This window comes from Pedobacter sp. MR2016-24, from assembly GCF_026239655.1.
GTDB lineage: Bacteria > Bacteroidota > Bacteroidia > Sphingobacteriales > Sphingobacteriaceae > Pedobacter.
Window position 1 is genome coordinate 844,846 of record NZ_JAPIVO010000001.1, and the last position, 15,435, is coordinate 860,280.

17 protein-coding genes are annotated in these 15,435 nt (G+C 39.6%); 4 read left to right on the forward strand and 13 right to left on the reverse strand.

From position 1 onward, the window contains the following. Positions 1 to 97 precede the first annotated feature (97 nt). Positions 98 to 412 carry a DUF3467 domain-containing protein gene (locus tag OQX62_RS03790; RefSeq protein ID WP_265830060.1) on the forward strand — a complete coding sequence of 105 codons (315 nt, stop codon included), beginning with the start codon at positions 98 to 100 and terminating at the stop codon, positions 410 to 412. Here the strand turns inward: OQX62_RS03790 and miaA are convergent. The 6 genes from miaA to OQX62_RS03820 are packed head-to-tail and all read right to left on the reverse strand — an operon-like array spanning position 409 to position 6,050. Next, a complete protein-coding gene (gene miaA / locus OQX62_RS03795; protein ID WP_265830061.1) occupies positions 409 to 1,332 on the reverse strand; it encodes a tRNA (adenosine(37)-N6)-dimethylallyltransferase MiaA in 924 nt (307 codons plus the stop codon). The two genes, OQX62_RS03790 and miaA, sit on opposite strands and share 4 nt — an antisense overlap. Continuing rightward, positions 1,332 to 1,985 carry an IS1096 element passenger TnpR family protein gene (locus OQX62_RS03800; RefSeq protein WP_265830062.1) on the reverse strand — a complete coding sequence of 218 codons (654 nt, stop codon included), beginning with the start codon at positions 1,983 to 1,985 and terminating at the stop codon, positions 1,332 to 1,334. Before OQX62_RS03800 ends, miaA begins: the two co-directional genes overlap by 1 nt. 50 nt (positions 1,986 to 2,035) lie before the next feature. After that, positions 2,036 to 3,451, reverse strand: coding sequence for a CCA tRNA nucleotidyltransferase (locus tag OQX62_RS03805; RefSeq protein ID WP_265830063.1), 1,416 nt, complete (start codon positions 3,449 to 3,451; stop codon positions 2,036 to 2,038). 56 nt (positions 3,452 to 3,507) lie between these two features. Further along, entirely contained in the window at positions 3,508 to 4,074 is a 567-nt protein-coding gene (locus OQX62_RS03810; RefSeq protein WP_265830064.1) for an L-threonylcarbamoyladenylate synthase, read from the reverse strand. Between the two features lie 30 nt (positions 4,075 to 4,104). After that, positions 4,105 to 5,232 carry a glycosyltransferase family 4 protein gene (locus tag OQX62_RS03815; protein ID WP_265830065.1) on the reverse strand — a complete coding sequence of 376 codons (1,128 nt, stop codon included), beginning with the start codon at positions 5,230 to 5,232 and terminating at the stop codon, positions 4,105 to 4,107. Continuing rightward, a complete protein-coding gene (locus OQX62_RS03820; protein ID WP_265830066.1) occupies positions 5,232 to 6,050 on the reverse strand; it encodes a 2,3,4,5-tetrahydropyridine-2,6-dicarboxylate N-succinyltransferase in 819 nt (272 codons plus the stop codon). The genes OQX62_RS03815 and OQX62_RS03820 overlap by 1 nt, the downstream gene beginning before the upstream one ends. Positions 6,051 to 6,127: 77 nt before the next feature. Between OQX62_RS03820 and OQX62_RS03825 the strand changes: the two genes are divergently transcribed. Beyond that, positions 6,128 to 6,538 (forward strand): RNA-binding S4 domain-containing protein, encoded by a 411-nt coding sequence (locus tag OQX62_RS03825; protein ID WP_265830067.1) that lies wholly within the window; start codon positions 6,128 to 6,130, stop codon positions 6,536 to 6,538. A 96-nt stretch (positions 6,539 to 6,634) separates the two neighbouring features. On the opposite strand, the gene OQX62_RS03830 is transcribed toward OQX62_RS03825, so the two are convergent. After that, the gene (locus OQX62_RS03830; protein ID WP_265830068.1) at positions 6,635 to 7,240 is read right to left on the reverse strand and encodes an OmpH family outer membrane protein; all 606 of its coding nucleotides are present in this window, start codon (positions 7,238 to 7,240) and stop codon (positions 6,635 to 6,637) included. Between the two features lie 241 nt (positions 7,241 to 7,481). Between OQX62_RS03830 and gyrB the strand changes: the two genes are divergently transcribed. After that, positions 7,482 to 9,440, forward strand: coding sequence for a DNA topoisomerase (ATP-hydrolyzing) subunit B (gene gyrB / locus OQX62_RS03835; protein WP_265830069.1), 1,959 nt, complete (start codon positions 7,482 to 7,484; stop codon positions 9,438 to 9,440). Positions 9,441 to 9,497: 57 nt separating this feature from the next. Here gyrB and OQX62_RS03840 read toward each other — a convergent pair whose 3' ends face one another. From OQX62_RS03840 to mdh, 6 genes are all read right to left on the reverse strand, one after another. Then, positions 9,498 to 10,427 carry a bestrophin family protein gene (locus OQX62_RS03840; protein ID WP_265830070.1) on the reverse strand — a complete coding sequence of 310 codons (930 nt, stop codon included), beginning with the start codon at positions 10,425 to 10,427 and terminating at the stop codon, positions 9,498 to 9,500. A gap of 26 nt (positions 10,428 to 10,453) precedes the next feature. Then, positions 10,454 to 10,942 (reverse strand): hypothetical protein, encoded by a 489-nt coding sequence (locus tag OQX62_RS03845; RefSeq protein ID WP_265830071.1) that lies wholly within the window; start codon positions 10,940 to 10,942, stop codon positions 10,454 to 10,456. Between the two features lie 98 nt (positions 10,943 to 11,040). Next, the gene (locus tag OQX62_RS03850) at positions 11,041 to 12,399 is read right to left on the reverse strand and encodes a sensor histidine kinase (RefSeq protein WP_265830072.1); all 1,359 of its coding nucleotides are present in this window, start codon (positions 12,397 to 12,399) and stop codon (positions 11,041 to 11,043) included. Between the two features lie 5 nt (positions 12,400 to 12,404). Further along, on the reverse strand, positions 12,405 to 13,082 hold the full coding sequence (locus tag OQX62_RS03855; RefSeq protein WP_265830073.1) for a response regulator transcription factor: 678 nt from the start codon (positions 13,080 to 13,082) through the stop codon (positions 12,405 to 12,407). Between the two features lie 41 nt (positions 13,083 to 13,123). After that, positions 13,124 to 13,555 (reverse strand): aspartyl protease family protein, encoded by a 432-nt coding sequence (locus OQX62_RS03860; protein ID WP_265830074.1) that lies wholly within the window; start codon positions 13,553 to 13,555, stop codon positions 13,124 to 13,126. Further along, positions 13,555 to 14,493: a malate dehydrogenase gene (gene mdh / locus OQX62_RS03865; RefSeq protein ID WP_265830075.1), complete on the reverse strand. Its 939-nt coding sequence runs from the start codon at positions 14,491 to 14,493 to the stop codon at positions 13,555 to 13,557. Before mdh ends, OQX62_RS03860 begins: the two co-directional genes overlap by 1 nt. Before the next feature lie 322 nt (positions 14,494 to 14,815). On the opposite strand from mdh, the gene OQX62_RS03870 reads away from it, so the two are divergent. Next, positions 14,816 to 15,370 carry a lipocalin family protein gene (locus OQX62_RS03870; protein ID WP_265830076.1) on the forward strand — a complete coding sequence of 185 codons (555 nt, stop codon included), beginning with the start codon at positions 14,816 to 14,818 and terminating at the stop codon, positions 15,368 to 15,370. Positions 15,371 to 15,435 lie beyond the last annotated feature (65 nt).

Here is a 15,435-nt window from a genome sequence, read left to right on the forward strand (position 1 = left end):
TTTTAAATCCTCCCTGATGTTCAGGGGGGATTTTTTGCGTTTAAAATTTATTGGTTTTGTTGGTCATCGTGATGATTTAAAAAAGTAGTTTTGTAATATGGAAGAACAAAACAACGAGAATCAACTGAATATTGAACTTTCTGAAGAAATTGCAGAAGGTATTTTTTCTAATCTGGCCATTATCACACATTCTAATACGGAATTCGTTTTAGACTTTATCAGGGTGATGCCGGGAGTGCCAAAGGCAAAAGTAAAATCAAGAATCATTCTTACACCTGAACACGCAAAAAGATTAATGGGTGCCATGCAGGATAATATTGACAAATTCGAAGCGATTAACGGAAGGATCAAAACTCCTGAAGAGGGTGGCGGATTTCCGCTGAATTTTGGTGGTCCGACTGCCCAGGCTTAGGCTTGTCCCAATGCGCTTTCAAGATAATTAATGACTGCCAGATCCTCATTTGGTTCGAACCAATGGATCTGGTCGTCTTTGCGAAACCAGGTTAACTGGCGCTTTGCAAAACGGCGGGTATTTTGTTTGATCTTATCTACAGCTTCATCCAGCGTAATGATTCCCTCCAGGTAATTAAATAATTCTGTGTAACCGACCGTTTTTAACGCATTCAAATCACGGTATGGAGTCAACTGCTTAACTTCCTCCAGAAGGCCGTTATTCATCATTAAATCCACCCGATTATTTATTCTTTCATAAAGTATAGCCCGATCGGTGTTTAATCCAATTTTGACTATTTTAAACGGACGGGATTTTCGGTTATTCGTCATATAAGCGGAGAATTTTTCACCGGTAGAAAGGAAGAATTCAAGGCCGCGGATCATACGCTGAGGATTGAACTGATCTACTTTGGCATAATACCCGGGATCGGCCTGCTCCAGCTGCCTGCGTATTTCTGCTATACCATGAGTTGTAAGTAAAGTATTAAGTTCCTCACGCACGCTTAAATCTGTGTCTGGCAGCTGATCTAATCCATTACATACCGCATCGACATATAAACCTGAGCCCCCGACCATGACCAGCGTTTGGTGATTTTCAAATAACTTTTCGGCTAACTGAAGGACTTCGGACTCGAAGTCACCGATACTAAAAAGTGTATCTATGTGATGTGAATTTATGAAATGATGAGTTGCAGCAGACAGCTCTTCGGCAGAAGGTTTAGCGGTACCAATTTCCATTTCTTTGAAGAATTGCCTGGAATCGGCAGAAATGATTTCTGTAGCAAAATGTTGTGCCAGCACGATAGACAAAGCTGTTTTACCTATCGCGGTGGGTCCCACAACTACAATTAAAGTTTTATTATTGCCGTGTTCAGGCATTAATAATCCTCTTTGCTGTCAAATTCTTCATCTTCGAAATCACCACCATCGCCAAATTCGTCAGCTGAATCATCCTCTTCATCTGCATCTTCATTTTTTTCGGTGGTATTGATGCCTCTGCCGTCCATTGCTTCCAGTTCCTCACTGTCTTCAGGTACGAAATCCATTTCATTAAGAAAATCAAAATCAGACGAAGCCACTGCCGCTGTAGCGGTTGCCGCTGCCGCCATATTACTGGAGTCAAAGATTTTTGGTGCCTCACCTATCGTTTTAAACAGGAAGGGATATTCGACTTTTGGATCATCCTGTAAAATGATTTTAATCAGTTCTACATGGAAGTCATATGGCCTTTCAAAATTATATATATAATAGAATTTCTGGTGTGGATCTTCAATAAAGCTGCTGAGTTTTGCTTTTTCCATCAAAGTTACACCATTGTCTATCTTCCTCTGGATTGGAAGGTAAGCAATTTCATCTCCTTTGATCCAATGATCGGAGCTCACATAAAAAGATGAAGCTTTCTCAGCATTGTAACCGGTTGAACGGTGTAATGCTTTGTGTAAATCTTCGAAAGTTTGAGTGGACTTGATATCGATCTCTCTCACCACCTCATCGTAGTCTTCAAAACTAAGTCTAAATCTATAAATTGCCATTTGAGCTGTATTTCTATCTATAAAATTATAAAAATAAAATATATTTAATGTTATCGGGATTGTTCTGCCACCGGAATCAATCCAAATTCTTTTCCTTTCATCAGCATAAATGCTAACGCCTGATCGTGATCATTTGTTATTTCTCCTTCCAGAATAGCTTCACGGATGGCATTTTTAATCATGCCTACTTCCTTACCTGCTGAAATTCCGAATACTTCCATAATATCATTTCCAGATACAGGAGGCTGCCAGTTCCTGATTTTGTCGCGTTCTTCTACATCCTTAAGTTTCTGTTTGACCAGCTCAAAGTTGTTCCGGTATTTTTTTACTTTGTACTCATTTTTTGTGGTCACGTCTGCATTGCAGAGCAGCATGAGGCTTTCTATATCTTCACCGGCATCGAACAGTAATCTTCTTACCGCAGAATCGGTGACAATCTCCTGAGCTAGTACAATAGGCCTGAGATGCAGCTGAACCAGCTTCTGAACGAATTTCATTTTCTCGTTCAGCGGTAATTTTAATTGTGTAAAGATTTGCGGCACCATTCTGGCACCTTTATCTTCATGCCCATGGAACGTCCAGCCATGATTTTCTTCAAAACGTTTGGTAGGAGGTTTGGCAATGTCATGCAAAATTGCTGCCCAGCGCAGCCAGAGGTCGCCCGTTACCTCACAAATATTATCCAGCACCTGAAGTGTGTGATAGAAATTGTCTTTATGACCTTTTCCATTGATGATTTCCACACCATACAGGTTTGCCATTTGAGGGAATATGAGGTGTAAAAGTCCGGTATCAAAAAGATGCTTGAATCCTATAGAGGGAACAGGAGACAGGATAATCTTATTTAGTTCATCCGTGATACGCTCTTTTGAAACTATTTTAATTCTGTCCTTTTGTTTTGAAATGGCTGCTAATGCGGCTTTATCAATATTAAAATTTAGCTGAGTGGCAAAACGTATGGCACGCATCATCCGCAAAGGATCATCTGAAAATGTAACCTCGGGATCCAGAGGAGTGCGGATCAGCCTGTTATTAAGATCCTCCACACCATTAAAAGGATTAACAAGATCACCATAAGTATCTTTATTCAGCGAGATTGCCAATGCATTGATTGTAAAGTCCCTTCTTAGCTGATCGTCTTCAATGGTACCATTTTCAACTATAGGCTTGCGTGAATCTGCGCGGTAAGATTCTTTTCTTGCCCCCACAAATTCTATTTCAAGATCCTGAAACCTTAACATGGCAGTTCCAAAATTCTTAAATACTGCAACCTTGCTTTTTAATTGTTTACCAGCCAATTCAGCAAATTCTATCCCGTTCCCTAAAATCACAACGTCGATATCTTTCGAGGGTCTGCTTAGGAATATATCGCGCACATATCCTCCAATTACATAAGCTTCAGTTTGAGTTTCAGCGGCAATATTTGCAAGAATTTTAAAAACAGGATGTCCTAAGTTTTTTTTCAAAATGGGTATTATTTGTTTGTGGTGGTATGCTATGGAATTTGCAAAAGTAATAAAACTTACTTTCTTATAAAGGAAAATTGGCCGGATGGGCTCAATTTCATTATAGTAGAAGCTTTTTTCGGCTCTTTGTCATCCTGTTGCCAATCCACAACGTAATCCACAGCATCTTTAATACTTTCGTCAATTTCGTCAAAAAAACGTGGTGAGGGCTGACCGGAAATATTTGCCGATGTTGAGGTAATTGGTTTTCTGAAGCGCTGCAGGAGCGGATGTACGAATTCATGTTTAACCACCCTGACACCAATGCTACCGTCTGCACTGATGACATTTTTAGCTAAATTCTTTGCGCCTGAAAGGATGATAGTAAGCGGATTTTTAGCATATTCAATCAAATCATATGCTACCTCCGGGATGTCTTCCGCATAACTCTGCAGTTTGGAATCATTGTCTACCAGGATAATAAAGCTTTTGTCCGAAGAACGCCCTTTAATTGTATTTATTTTTTCAACCGCCTCCTCATTGGTTGCATCGCAGCCGAGGCCCCAGACGGTATCAGTAGGGTACAGGATCACTCCTCCATTTTTAAGTACAGTCAATGCCTTTTCAATTTCTGTTTTTAGCATGCTGTAAATTTATTAAATAATCTGCGGTATTCACATTTTTGGCGGAATGTTGAGGTAACAATCCATTAATTCTGCAGCAACCTGTGCTGTGTTGAATTGTTGTACGTGTGCTAATCCTTTTTCTATCATCTCTTTAGCCAGGTCCGGGCGACTAAGAATAGAATTTATCGCATTCGCCAAGGTAACCGGGTCATTAGGGTCAATATAGATACTCGCTGGTCCGCCTGCTTCTTCCAGGCAGGATCCGGTAGCTGCTACTACGGGTATGCTCCCGTATAGTGCTTCGATGATGGGTATGCCGAAGCCTTCGTAAAAAGAGGGGTAGACGAATACTGCTGCCATTTGATATATTGCAGGTAAATCTGTGAAGGGAATATCTTTAAGGAAAATTACCCTGTCTTCCAGCCCCAGTTTTTTAATTTCACTCCGAACCAGCTGGGCATAGGCTTTACTTTTTCCTACCACCACAAGTTGATGATCAGCCTGCACGTTTTTCATTGCCTGGACAAGCAGCAGCAAATTTTTCCTCGGCTCTATGGTGCCTACGTTCAGGATATATTTCTGCGGCAGTCTATATTTTTGTCTGACTGATGACTTAAATTCTTCTCTTGCCTGTCGTTTAAAAGAATCGTCACAGGTTTGATAAACGACTTTTATCTTTTCTGGTGCGATCTGGTAGAACTCGATAATATCCTGTTTGGTTTTTTCACTGATGGCAATAATCAGATCCGCGTTTTCACAGGCATATCTGCTCTTGAAGTTATAGATTTGTCTGTCTATGAATTTGTAGTTTTTGGGAAAACGGAAAAAGATAAGGTCATGGATCGTGACTACCGTTTTGATTTTTCCGGTTTTCATTCCGAAAGGAATTTCATTACTTAACCCGTGAAAAATATCAATCTTATCCTTCTGCAGCTGTCTTTTAATGCCAAAACTTCTCCAGAGAATTGAAGTGCTGCTTTTATTCGGGAATTTGAGCTGAATACGTTTATCACTAAAAAAAGAAGTGATTTGTCTGGATTGTTTAACCTTTGAGGTATAAACAAGATATTGGTTTTGATGAAAAAAATCCGACAGTTGTGAAATCAAAGCCCGGCTGTAATTCCCGAGGCCTGTTTCATTATTTGCTGCTCTTTTTCCATCAAAACCAAACTTCATTAAACTGCTACATTATGTTCTCTTAATGCATCATTAAGCGAAGTTTTTTTATCAGTTGATTCTTTACGTTTTCCAATGATTAAAGCACAAGGAACCTGGTAATCACCTGCAGGGAATTTTTTAGTATAACTTCCCGGGATCACAACAGATCTTGCCGGAACAATACCTTTATATTCTACTGGTGTAGGGCCTGTTACGTCAATGATTTTTGTAGAGGCAGTTAATACTACGTTAGCACCTAATACTGCTTCACGTTCAACGCGTACACCTTCTACTACAATTGCTCTTGATCCAAGGAAACAGCCGTCTTCGATAATTACCGGAGCAGCCTGGATAGGTTCCAATACGCCACCGATACCAACACCGCCGCTTAAGTGAACATGTTTGCCTATTTGCGCACATGATCCTACAGTAGCCCAGGTATCCACCATTGTACCTTCGTCTATATAAGCACCGATATTAACAAATGAAGGCATCATGATTACGCCTTTGGCGATGAAAGCACCATAACGTGCGATACCACCAGGAACAACCCTCACACCTAATTCTTTATAGTTGTTTTTTAATTTCATTTTATCATGAAATACAAAAGGACCAACTGTAGATTCTTTCATTTCTCTGATAGGGAAATAAAGGATTACTGCTTTTTTAATCCATTCATTGATTCCCCAAGAATTCAAAATAGGTTCAGCAACACGAAGCTCTCCTTGTTCCAACTGGATAATTACAGTTTCGATTGCTTCGCAATATTCGGTATATTCCAATAAAGACCTGTCTTCCCATGCGGCCTCAATTAACTTTTTAAGTTCTTTGATCATTGTCAATTTAAATTTTTCACAAAATAAATCAATTTTATGTATTGAGCGATCTTTTACTTGTGTATTTTTGATTTTTTATGGCAGAGCAGGAAAAACTAAGGATAGATAAGTACTTGTGGGCAATCAGATTGTTCAAGACAAGGACTCTGGCGACAGAAGCATGTAAAGCCGGTCGTGTTAAATTTAACGGACAAAATATTAAAGCTTCCGTCATTGTGAAACCGGGAGATGTTTATCAGGTATCTAAAGGAATAGAAAAAAAAGTGATAGAGGTGGTAGAACTTTTATACACCCGCGTTGAATCCAAGATTGCAGTGACCAAATACAAGGATATTACACCCCTGGAAGAAACACATGCCTATAAATCCATGTTTCATGCCCCTGTTTTGACCAGGGACAGGGGAGCGGGCAGGCCAACCAAGAGAGACCGCCGGGAGATTGATGACCTGACGGGTAACTTGTTTGATGAAGAAAAGAAGGATGAATAACCTGATTTATGCAGCAGTTTTCCATCCCATTTCAGAAAATATGTTTAAAAAAAATGCCCCGGAATTCCGGAGCATTTTTTAACATCTGTTAAATGCTTATTTTTTGTCTGCTTTATAACCTTCATTTAAGCCTACGATAACTTCACTTGTTACATCAAGTGCCGGATCAGCATATAAGATAGCACTGTTACCTTTTTGATAAGTGAGCACCATTTTAAAGCCTTTATCTTTTGCGTATATTTTCAGGTAGTCAGCAATTTTATTGTATAATTTTTCCTGCTCTTTAGCTTGCTCATCCTGCAAAGCTGCACCGGCATTTTGCTGATAAGACTGTAATTCCTGTTGCTTACGCGCCAGTCTCTGTTCTGTAGCAGCTCTCTGATCAGCAGGAAGCGTGTTTTGTTGCTGCTGATATTCAGCTACTTCACGCTGAAAAGCTTGTTGTTTAGATCCTAAATCTGTCTGAGCAGCTTTAGATTTTGTATCTAATTTAACTTTCAGGTCTTTGAAATACTCATATTTAGTCAGTAATGAGTCAGAGTTCACATAGACTATAGGCTCATTGTTTTTAACTGATCCTGCTTCAGGCTTAGTAGTAGTACCTGCAGCAGGTGTATTTTCTTTATTCTGGCAGGAAGCCATAACGGAAACTAATGCTACTGCGGTAGCTAGTGTGCTTAGTTTTAAGTTTGTTCTGTTCATTTATCTGTTTGTTATTTTCTGTTCTTATAAAGGAATTTTTACAGCAATTCAGGCTGAAGCTGATTGATCAGGTCTGATTTTGACTTATAAATTTTAGCAAATATAAAATTTCAAATTTAGTATCCTAAATAACTCCTTTTTTTTGAGCAGTTTCAGCGGGATTCTACTCAAATAGTTATCCACATTTGCGGTTAATTGGCCATAAATGGTTATTTTTGAGTTTTATTTTTTATTAACATATATGAGCGAAGAACAAGATTCAAAGTCAAATTATTCGGCAGATAATATACAGGTATTAGAAGGTTTGGAAGCGGTGCGTAAGCGCCCTTCAATGTATATAGGAGATACGGGTGTTAAAGGATTGCACCATTTGGTTTATGAAGTAGTAGATAACTCTATTGATGAGGCTTTAGCTGGTCATGCAAATACAATTACTGTAAATATTCTTAAAGACAATTCTATACGTGTGGAAGATAATGGCCGTGGTATTCCAACGGGTATTATGCAGAAGGAAAAAAAATCTGCCCTGGAAATTGTAATGACGGTTTTACACGCAGGTGGAAAATTTGACAAGGATACATACAAGGTTTCCGGTGGTTTGCACGGTGTTGGGGTAAGTTGTGTGAATGCACTTTCTACACACCTGAAAGCTGAGGTTCACCGTGAAGGAAAAATCTGGGAGCAGGAATATGAGATGGGTAAACCTCAGTATGATGTAAAAGTTGTTGGGGAAACTGACAAAAGAGGTACGGTAATTACTTTTACGCCGGATCCTACCATTTTTACCCAAACTACCGAGTACCGTTATGATACTCTGGCTTCGAGGTTAAGAGAGTTATCTTTCTTAAATAAAGGTATCAGTTTAACGCTGACTGACGAGCGTGAGCTTGATGAGGATGGTAACTTCCTGTCTGAGCTTTTCCTTTCTGAAGGTGGATTAAAAGAATTTGTTCAGTTTTTAGACGGAGGCCGCCCGTCACTTATTTCTGAGCCGATCTATGTTGAGGGTATAAAAAATGGTATCCCGGTAGAACTCGCATTACAGTATAATGATAGCTATGCTGAAAATGTACATTCTTATGTGAATAATATTAACACACATGAAGGTGGTACGCATATTGCCGGTTTCAGAAGAGGTTTAACCCGTACGTTAAAGGCTTATGCCGACAAGTCCGGACTGCTGAAAAATGTTAAGTTTGAAATTACAGGTGATGACTTCCGTGAGGGACTGACAGCTGTAATTTCAGTAAAAGTTCAGGAGCCTCAGTTTGAAGGGCAGACCAAAACAAAATTAGGTAACTCTGAAGTGATGGGTGCCGTGGACGTAGCTGTTGGTGAAGCATTGGGTATTTATCTGGAAGAATATCCAAGAGAAGCCAAAATGATCGTTAACAAAGTGATCCTGGCAGCAACTGCACGTGCAGCTGCTCGTAAGGCGCGAGAAATGGTTCAACGTAAGAGTGTAATGGGTGGTTCTGGTTTACCAGGTAAACTTGCTGATTGCTCTGACAGTGATCCGGTAAAATGTGAGTTATACCTTGTCGAGGGAGATTCGGCGGGTGGAACTGCTAAACAGGGACGTGATCGTAATTTCCAGGCTATTTTACCATTGAAAGGAAAAATCCTTAACGTGGAAAAGGCGATGGAGCATAAGATCTATGAAAATGATGAGATCAAAAATATGTTTACAGCTCTGGGTGTGAGCATTGGTACTCCTGAAGATGATAAAGCATTGAACATTACCAAACTCCGTTATCATAAAATTGTGATCATGACGGATGCGGATATTGATGGATCTCACATTACTACGTTAATTCTGACTTTCTTCTTCAGGTATATGAAGGCGTTGATCGAAGCAGGATATGTGTACATTGCGGCTCCGCCACTATACCTTGTTAAAAAAGGTAAAGAGCAGGAATATTGCTGGAATGACCAGCAGCGTGATGCTGCCGTGCAACGTTTAAAAGGTGCAGGTAAAGAGGAAAGTGTACATATTCAACGCTATAAAGGTCTTGGAGAGATGAACGCGGAACAACTTTGGGATACCACATTAAATCCGGCTAACCGTACGTTAATGCAGGCTACTATCGAGAATGCTGCTGAGTGTGACCATACTTTCTCTATGTTAATGGGAGATGAAGTAGCACCAAGAAGGGAATTCATTGAAAGAAATGCTAAATACGCGAAAATTGACGCTTAGTCATTGCGCTTAATCATAAAAAATAAGGGGCTTCTCAAAAGGACAGCCCCTTATTTTTTACAGGATATAATACGTGCCGGCTTTCATAGTTACTTCTGATGCTTCTTTGTTTTTCTCAAAGTTTTCATCATTTAACATCTGACATAAATCACGTTCAATAGTTCTTGATATCGTTGTTGTTGGTGTATCTGTAGGTTTATTTTCGAAAGGATCCTGCAGATGAATAGCCATTTTTTCAATCAGCAGGAATGAAGCTGCAATTGCAATTACGATGGGTACTTCAAAATAACCAAAGAATTCAATCAGCCCAAATGGCAGCATCATAATGAATAGGTTGATGGTCATATTGATATACCTGCTGTAAGTAACAGGAAATACCGTGTTCTTGATTCTTTCTGAACCACCCATGCGGTCACATAAATTGCTCAATGACCTGTCCAGCTCTACTTGCTGATAAGGATTGATCCACCCTTCTTTCATTGCGCGTTTGATGTCTCTCGCATGCAATTCCAGGATGGACATGGGCACGTTTGTATAACCTTTTACGAATTCCAGTTCTTCTTCTTTCATTAATCTGTCGAGCCCCGAAATAGGGTTGGTTTTTCTTAGCGACTGACTCAATCCATAAGCCCAGGCAATTTGTCTTTTGATGAACCGCTCTTTGAACAATTGTATTTCAGCGGAATAATATGGATCGTCTATGAAATACAATATCTGCCGCGCGATTGTGCGGGAGTCATTCACTATTGCTCCCCAGAGTATTCTGGCTTCCCACCACCTGTCATATGCCTGATTAGAACGGAATGCAAGCAATAATGAGATAACGGTGCCGAGTAAAGCCGGTACTGCAATTGGAATAGAGATTCTTGTAAAGTGGAAATTTTCATAGAGAACGACTATACCTACAGCGTAAACTGTGACCAGTATAAGTTCTTTGGTTATTTTCCCAAAAATGTAGGTAAGCGGAATATTATGTTTCAGCAGCATATGAGAAAAATTTAAAGGTGAACAGATCAGGCCATTTCGGCCATAGAATTTTGTGCTTTTTCAATAATTGTTTCTTCAGCTATTGGCACAGGTAAGTACATTTCCTTTATTACCGGGATTCCCGATTTATTAAGGAAACTGGAAGGGTCAATACTGTATTTGGAAATCTTGTTGAAATTGTAATGACCAGGATAAAAAATCGCATCAACTTCATTGGCTTCTGCGAAGTTCCTGAATGCAGCCATGGTACTGCCATAGAAATATTCGATCTGCAGCATTTTTACCGGCTCATTTTTCGCTTTGAGCTCATAACAGGCCTTATGAAAGGCTTCCGGAATAGTTCCGTATTCAGTAGTTCTGCGGCTGAGCATCAGCAGATCTGAAATACTATCGGTGAGCTTGTAGGCATGAAAGAATATCAGTTTAAAAGTCTCATCCGGGAAATTGCCGAAAATGCCCTGCGATGCGTGTACTGAAGCTTCGTTAAAATCAGTTGGAATCAAAATCGTTTTCATAATGTATAATTTTCTGTTGAGAATTAATACAATAATACAGCGGGGAGATTACAGCGGATTAAGAACGGTATTAGAATGAGATTAGAATTGACGATTGTTTAGATAGGCAGCAAGATATTCATTTCAGTTCCTGATTCCTGAACTGTTTTAATAGCAATGCTTCCTCTGTGGAGCCTGATGATATTAAGGGATAAGGGGAGCCCAACTCCATAACCACTATAATTAGTTGTATTCGAAGCTCTGAAAAATGGTTCGAATACATGCTGCAGCTCATTTTCAGGGATTCCGATGCCCTGGTCTTTGACCGATATCACTACATTGGCAGCTGATATTGATAAACCCAGTATAACGATCCTGTTATCTGAATATTTGCAGGCATTGTTCACGATATTTGTGATGGCAAGTTTTAATAAATTCAGATTCCCTTTGAGATTGATATTTTCAAAATCTGCCGGCAGGTTGGAAAAGTCTACCTGGATGTTATTATCAGGATTAACAAGGTCAATGGCACTTTTAACATCCCAGATCAACTCATCAAGACGAATATTTTCCCAGCGTTGTTTTTTTCCGTCAAAGCCCGACTGGGCTAAGCCGAGAAGACTTGTCAATATATTTTCAAGTCGATCGGACTCTGATTGTATTTTAAGCAGGGATTTGTAAAGTTCAGACTCCTTATCTGTAGTTCCGGAGAGGGCAAGTTCTGCTTCGCCACTAATAATTGTTAATGGGGTTCTTAATTCATGTGAAGCGTTGCTGATAAAATTGTTTTGTGTTTCAAAAGCAGTTTCCAGCCTGTCGAGCATGTCGTTAAAAGTTTGAGAAATCTCTGCAATTTCATCTGTTCCCTGCACCGGGTCGAGCCTTTGGTGTAAATTTTCGGCATTTATTCCTTTCGTCTTTTTTATCAATGCCCTGATGGGCTTAAAAGTAAATTCCGAGAATTTTCTGCCGACCAGATAGGAGAGGGCGACCGACAAAAAGAAGCCGGCAATTAATATTTTTTGCAGGTATTCCAGTTCACGGTATCCGTAGGGGTCTCTGCCTGATATGATGACGATATACCCTTTATTTCCAGTTTTAAAATATTTTCCCGCGTAGAATACATTCTTTTTCCTGTACCTCGCCATTTTTCCCTGATCTATCATTTGATAAAATCCGAAAGGAAGCTGCATTTTTTTATCAAAACTGAGCTTTGATGATTTATCTGCAGTGAGGATATGTTCCTGCTCTGAAGGGAGCTGTTCCAGGTATTTGGTTCTTAACTCTATATATTCTTTTGTATTTGCACTCTTATAAACCTTAATCTGTGCAGTAATATTTACCCTTGCTTCCAGTCTTTTATAGAAATCTTCAAAAGCAAATTCATTGGCGAAGTACCAGACAAAACCACTTAACAGTGAAATAATCACAGCTGATAGAATTGCAAATAAAAACGTAATGCGCGTATGTAAGCTCATCGGTATTATTTCTCTTTAAGGATATAACCCAGGCCGACAACCGTATGAATCAGGTTATTGTCGAATCCTTTGTCAATTTTTTTCCTCAGGTAATTGACATAAACGTCTACCACATTTGTCCCCATATTGAAATCAATATCCCATACGTTTTCAAGAATATCGATTCTGGACAGGATTTTTTGTTTGTTCTTAGCCAGAAATTGTAAAAGCCTGTACTCTGTTGCTGTTAGTGTGATTTCCTGCTGTGCCCTTTTCACTATCTTAGCTGTAAGGTTAATCTGCAGATCACCGATGACGATAATTTCTTCGGCTGACTGGAAAGCGTCGTGCCGTCTGAGCAGCATACGGATCCTGGCAGTGAGTTCCGCGACTTTAAAGGGTTTAACCATGTAATCATCTGCACCGTTATCTAATCCTGTCACAATATTTTCGGTACTGTCTAAGGCAGTAAGCATGATGACCGGAATTTTCGGGTAGTTCTTTTTGATCTGTTTGCACAATTCAAGCCCATTCATACCCGGAAGCATAATGTCTAATATGATCAGGGCAAAAGAGTGTGTAGCTAACATTTTCAGCGCAATCGATGCCTCCGGAGCTACGCTGGGCTCAAAACCATCTTTGATTAATCCCCTTTTTAAAATGGATACAACATTAGCTTCATCTTCAACAATAAGGATATTCATATTAACGATTGATTTTATAAGCAGTTTGGGCGAATACAGATTTATTTAGGTTTGTCAGCGAAGGAAATGTTTAGTTTTTTATAATTTATTTTTGCCTGATAGCTATAAAATATGTCACTGCCCAGGATCGCAATTATTCTGGGATGCCCTAACAACGTATATGTTTCATTTACGGTCTCCAGATCAAGGGCCACGCAATGATAAGATTTCAGTTTTAACTTTCCTATTTTGACTACCGGAATTATCGCCTGGATGGTATTCGCGGTAGAAAAAAGAGTAGTGGCGCTGGATTCATCCTCATTTTCCACACCTTCCGTATATTGTGTAATAAAGTTGGTATCAAACACTGATCTGGAAGCACCGGTATCGACCACGGCCCAGTTTTTTTTACCAAAAGCAACGATTTCTACCAGGAGGTGAAAACCGTCATCATTTAAATTGATTAAGGTAACAGGAACTGATATGGTACCCATCAGATTAATTTCATTTCTTTCAGCACTGCATTCATTGACCTCACGGCATCTGCACTTTTGTTGAAGGTAGACTGTTCTTCCTCAGTCAACTGGTAATCAATAATTTTTTCCCAGCCATTTTTACCAATGGTAACCGGCACACCCAGACAGATGTCGTTCTGGCCATATTCACCATCCAGGGCCACGCAGCAGGTAAATAATTTTTTCTCGTCACGTACGATTGATTCTACCAAAGCGGCACCTGCAGCACCGGGAGCATACCAAGCGGAAGTACCGATCAGACCTGTCAGTGTTGCTCCACCTATCATTGTATCTGCAGCAACTTTTGCAAGCGTCTCTTTATCCAATAAATCACTCACAGGAAGACTCTGATAAGTAGCGTAACGCGTTAGCGGGATCATAGTCGTATCTCCGTGTCCGCCTATTACAAAACCCTGCAGGTCATTCGGATTACAGTTCAGCGCCAGACTCAGATAATATTTAAAGCGGGCACTGTCAAGCGTTCCACCCATGCCGATAATCCTGTTTTTAGGAAGGCCCAGAGATTTGAGTGCCAGATAAGTCATCGTATCCATTGGATTGCTGATCACAATGATAATGGCTTCGGGAGAAAATTTTAAGATATTTTCTGCCACACCTTTTACAATGCCGGCGTTGATGCCAATCAATTCTTCACGAGTCATTCCCGGTTTGCGCGGCAGACCTGAAGTGATTACAGCTACGGCAGAGTTTGCTGTTTTACTATAGTCGTTGGTCACACCCGTAATTTTAGTGTTGAAACCCAATAAGGCTGTAGTCTGCATCATATCAATTGCCTTGCCTTCAGCAAAACCTTCTTTGATGTCTAATAAAACCAGTTCTTCTGCTAATTCTTTTCTTGCAATATTATCCGCACAGGTAGCACCAACGGCTCCTGCACCTACAACTGTTATTTTCATCGTTAAATATTTAAGTTTTATCTGTTATGAAGCTTGCATAAGATTTTCATGAATTTTACAGATGTAATCTTATGCAGGTTTCATTAGCATATATATATTTGTCTAATTGGTATGAAGCGATCATCAAATTTTCTAAGCGGTAAGCTGATGAAGGTTTCATAGGTTTCCTGTTTAATTATAAGCTTAAGAAGCTTGCTGAGACTATGTTCATGAGCTTTGAGCTCCTGCATGTTTCATAACTTTATTCTGTGATCAATATTAATAATAATAAAACTGATAATGTACGTATTGTACAAGTTATAAATTTCAGGCTTTATAAAAAATGCTTTTTAAAACTTTATCTGGTGTTTTTGGTTTTATGATAGAGAATTTACATCTGCTTTATAGTAGGAAAAGACGCGGAATGATGGATAATACACCTGTAGAAAAAGTTGATATCATGTCGTACGCAGGAAAGTGGTATTCATTGTACTCAGTTCCTACGTACATGGATAAACACTGGCGCGAAACGACGGAGACATATGTAATACATCCTGACGGGTATTATGCTGTATTTACCACGTATAAGACACCTGGGGATGATGTGCAAAAATACGTGAGATCTAAACTTTTTGTGGTTAAAGGATCTAATAATGCAGAGATGAAAGCACAATTTGTATGGCCGGTTAAAGCTGACTACTGGGTCATTGAACTTGCTGAAGATTATTCCTATGTAGTTGTGGGACATCCCAAGCACAAGTATCTTTTTATCATGTCGCGTAAACCTTTTTTACCAGCGGAACTGCTGGAAGAAATCATTGAACGCTGTGCGTCAAAAGGCTACGATACAGCTAAGCTCGTTTCACAAGATCATCCCGTACCCGCCCAAAAGGTCTGATATCATTTCTAATTTTTTTCGGTCTACTGTTTCATAAAAATCGTAATTTTGTTCATCGTTGTCTG

Coding starts and splice junctions, on each gene's coding strand:
- OQX62_RS03790 (WP_265830060.1), top strand. CDS start 98: ATGGAAGAACAAAACAACGAGAATCAACTGAATATTGAACTTTCTGAA.
- miaA (WP_265830061.1), bottom strand. CDS start 1,332: ATGCCTGAACACGGCAATAATAAAACTTTAATTGTAGTTGTGGGACCC.
- OQX62_RS03800 (WP_265830062.1), bottom strand. CDS start 1,985: ATGGCAATTTATAGATTTAGACTTAGTTTTGAAGACTACGATGAGGTG.
- OQX62_RS03810 (WP_265830064.1), bottom strand. CDS start 4,074: ATGCTAAAAACAGAAATTGAAAAGGCATTGACTGTACTTAAAAATGGA.
- OQX62_RS03815 (WP_265830065.1), bottom strand. CDS start 5,232: ATGAAGTTTGGTTTTGATGGAAAAAGAGCAGCAAATAATGAAACAGGC.
- OQX62_RS03820 (WP_265830066.1), bottom strand. CDS start 6,050: ATGATCAAAGAACTTAAAAAGTTAATTGAGGCCGCATGGGAAGACAGG.
- OQX62_RS03825 (WP_265830067.1), top strand. CDS start 6,128: ATGGCAGAGCAGGAAAAACTAAGGATAGATAAGTACTTGTGGGCAATC.
- OQX62_RS03830 (WP_265830068.1), bottom strand. CDS start 7,240: ATGAACAGAACAAACTTAAAACTAAGCACACTAGCTACCGCAGTAGCA.
- gyrB (WP_265830069.1), top strand. CDS start 7,482: ATGAGCGAAGAACAAGATTCAAAGTCAAATTATTCGGCAGATAATATA.
- OQX62_RS03840 (WP_265830070.1), bottom strand. CDS start 10,427: ATGCTGCTGAAACATAATATTCCGCTTACCTACATTTTTGGGAAAATA.
- OQX62_RS03845 (WP_265830071.1), bottom strand. CDS start 10,942: ATGAAAACGATTTTGATTCCAACTGATTTTAACGAAGCTTCAGTACAC.
- OQX62_RS03850 (WP_265830072.1), bottom strand. CDS start 12,399: ATGAGCTTACATACGCGCATTACGTTTTTATTTGCAATTCTATCAGCT.
- OQX62_RS03855 (WP_265830073.1), bottom strand. CDS start 13,082: ATGAATATCCTTATTGTTGAAGATGAAGCTAATGTTGTATCCATTTTA.
- OQX62_RS03860 (WP_265830074.1), bottom strand. CDS start 13,555: ATGGGTACCATATCAGTTCCTGTTACCTTAATCAATTTAAATGATGAC.
- mdh (WP_265830075.1), bottom strand. CDS start 14,493: ATGAAAATAACAGTTGTAGGTGCAGGAGCCGTTGGTGCTACCTGTGCG.
- OQX62_RS03870 (WP_265830076.1), top strand. CDS start 14,816: ATGCTTTTTAAAACTTTATCTGGTGTTTTTGGTTTTATGATAGAGAAT.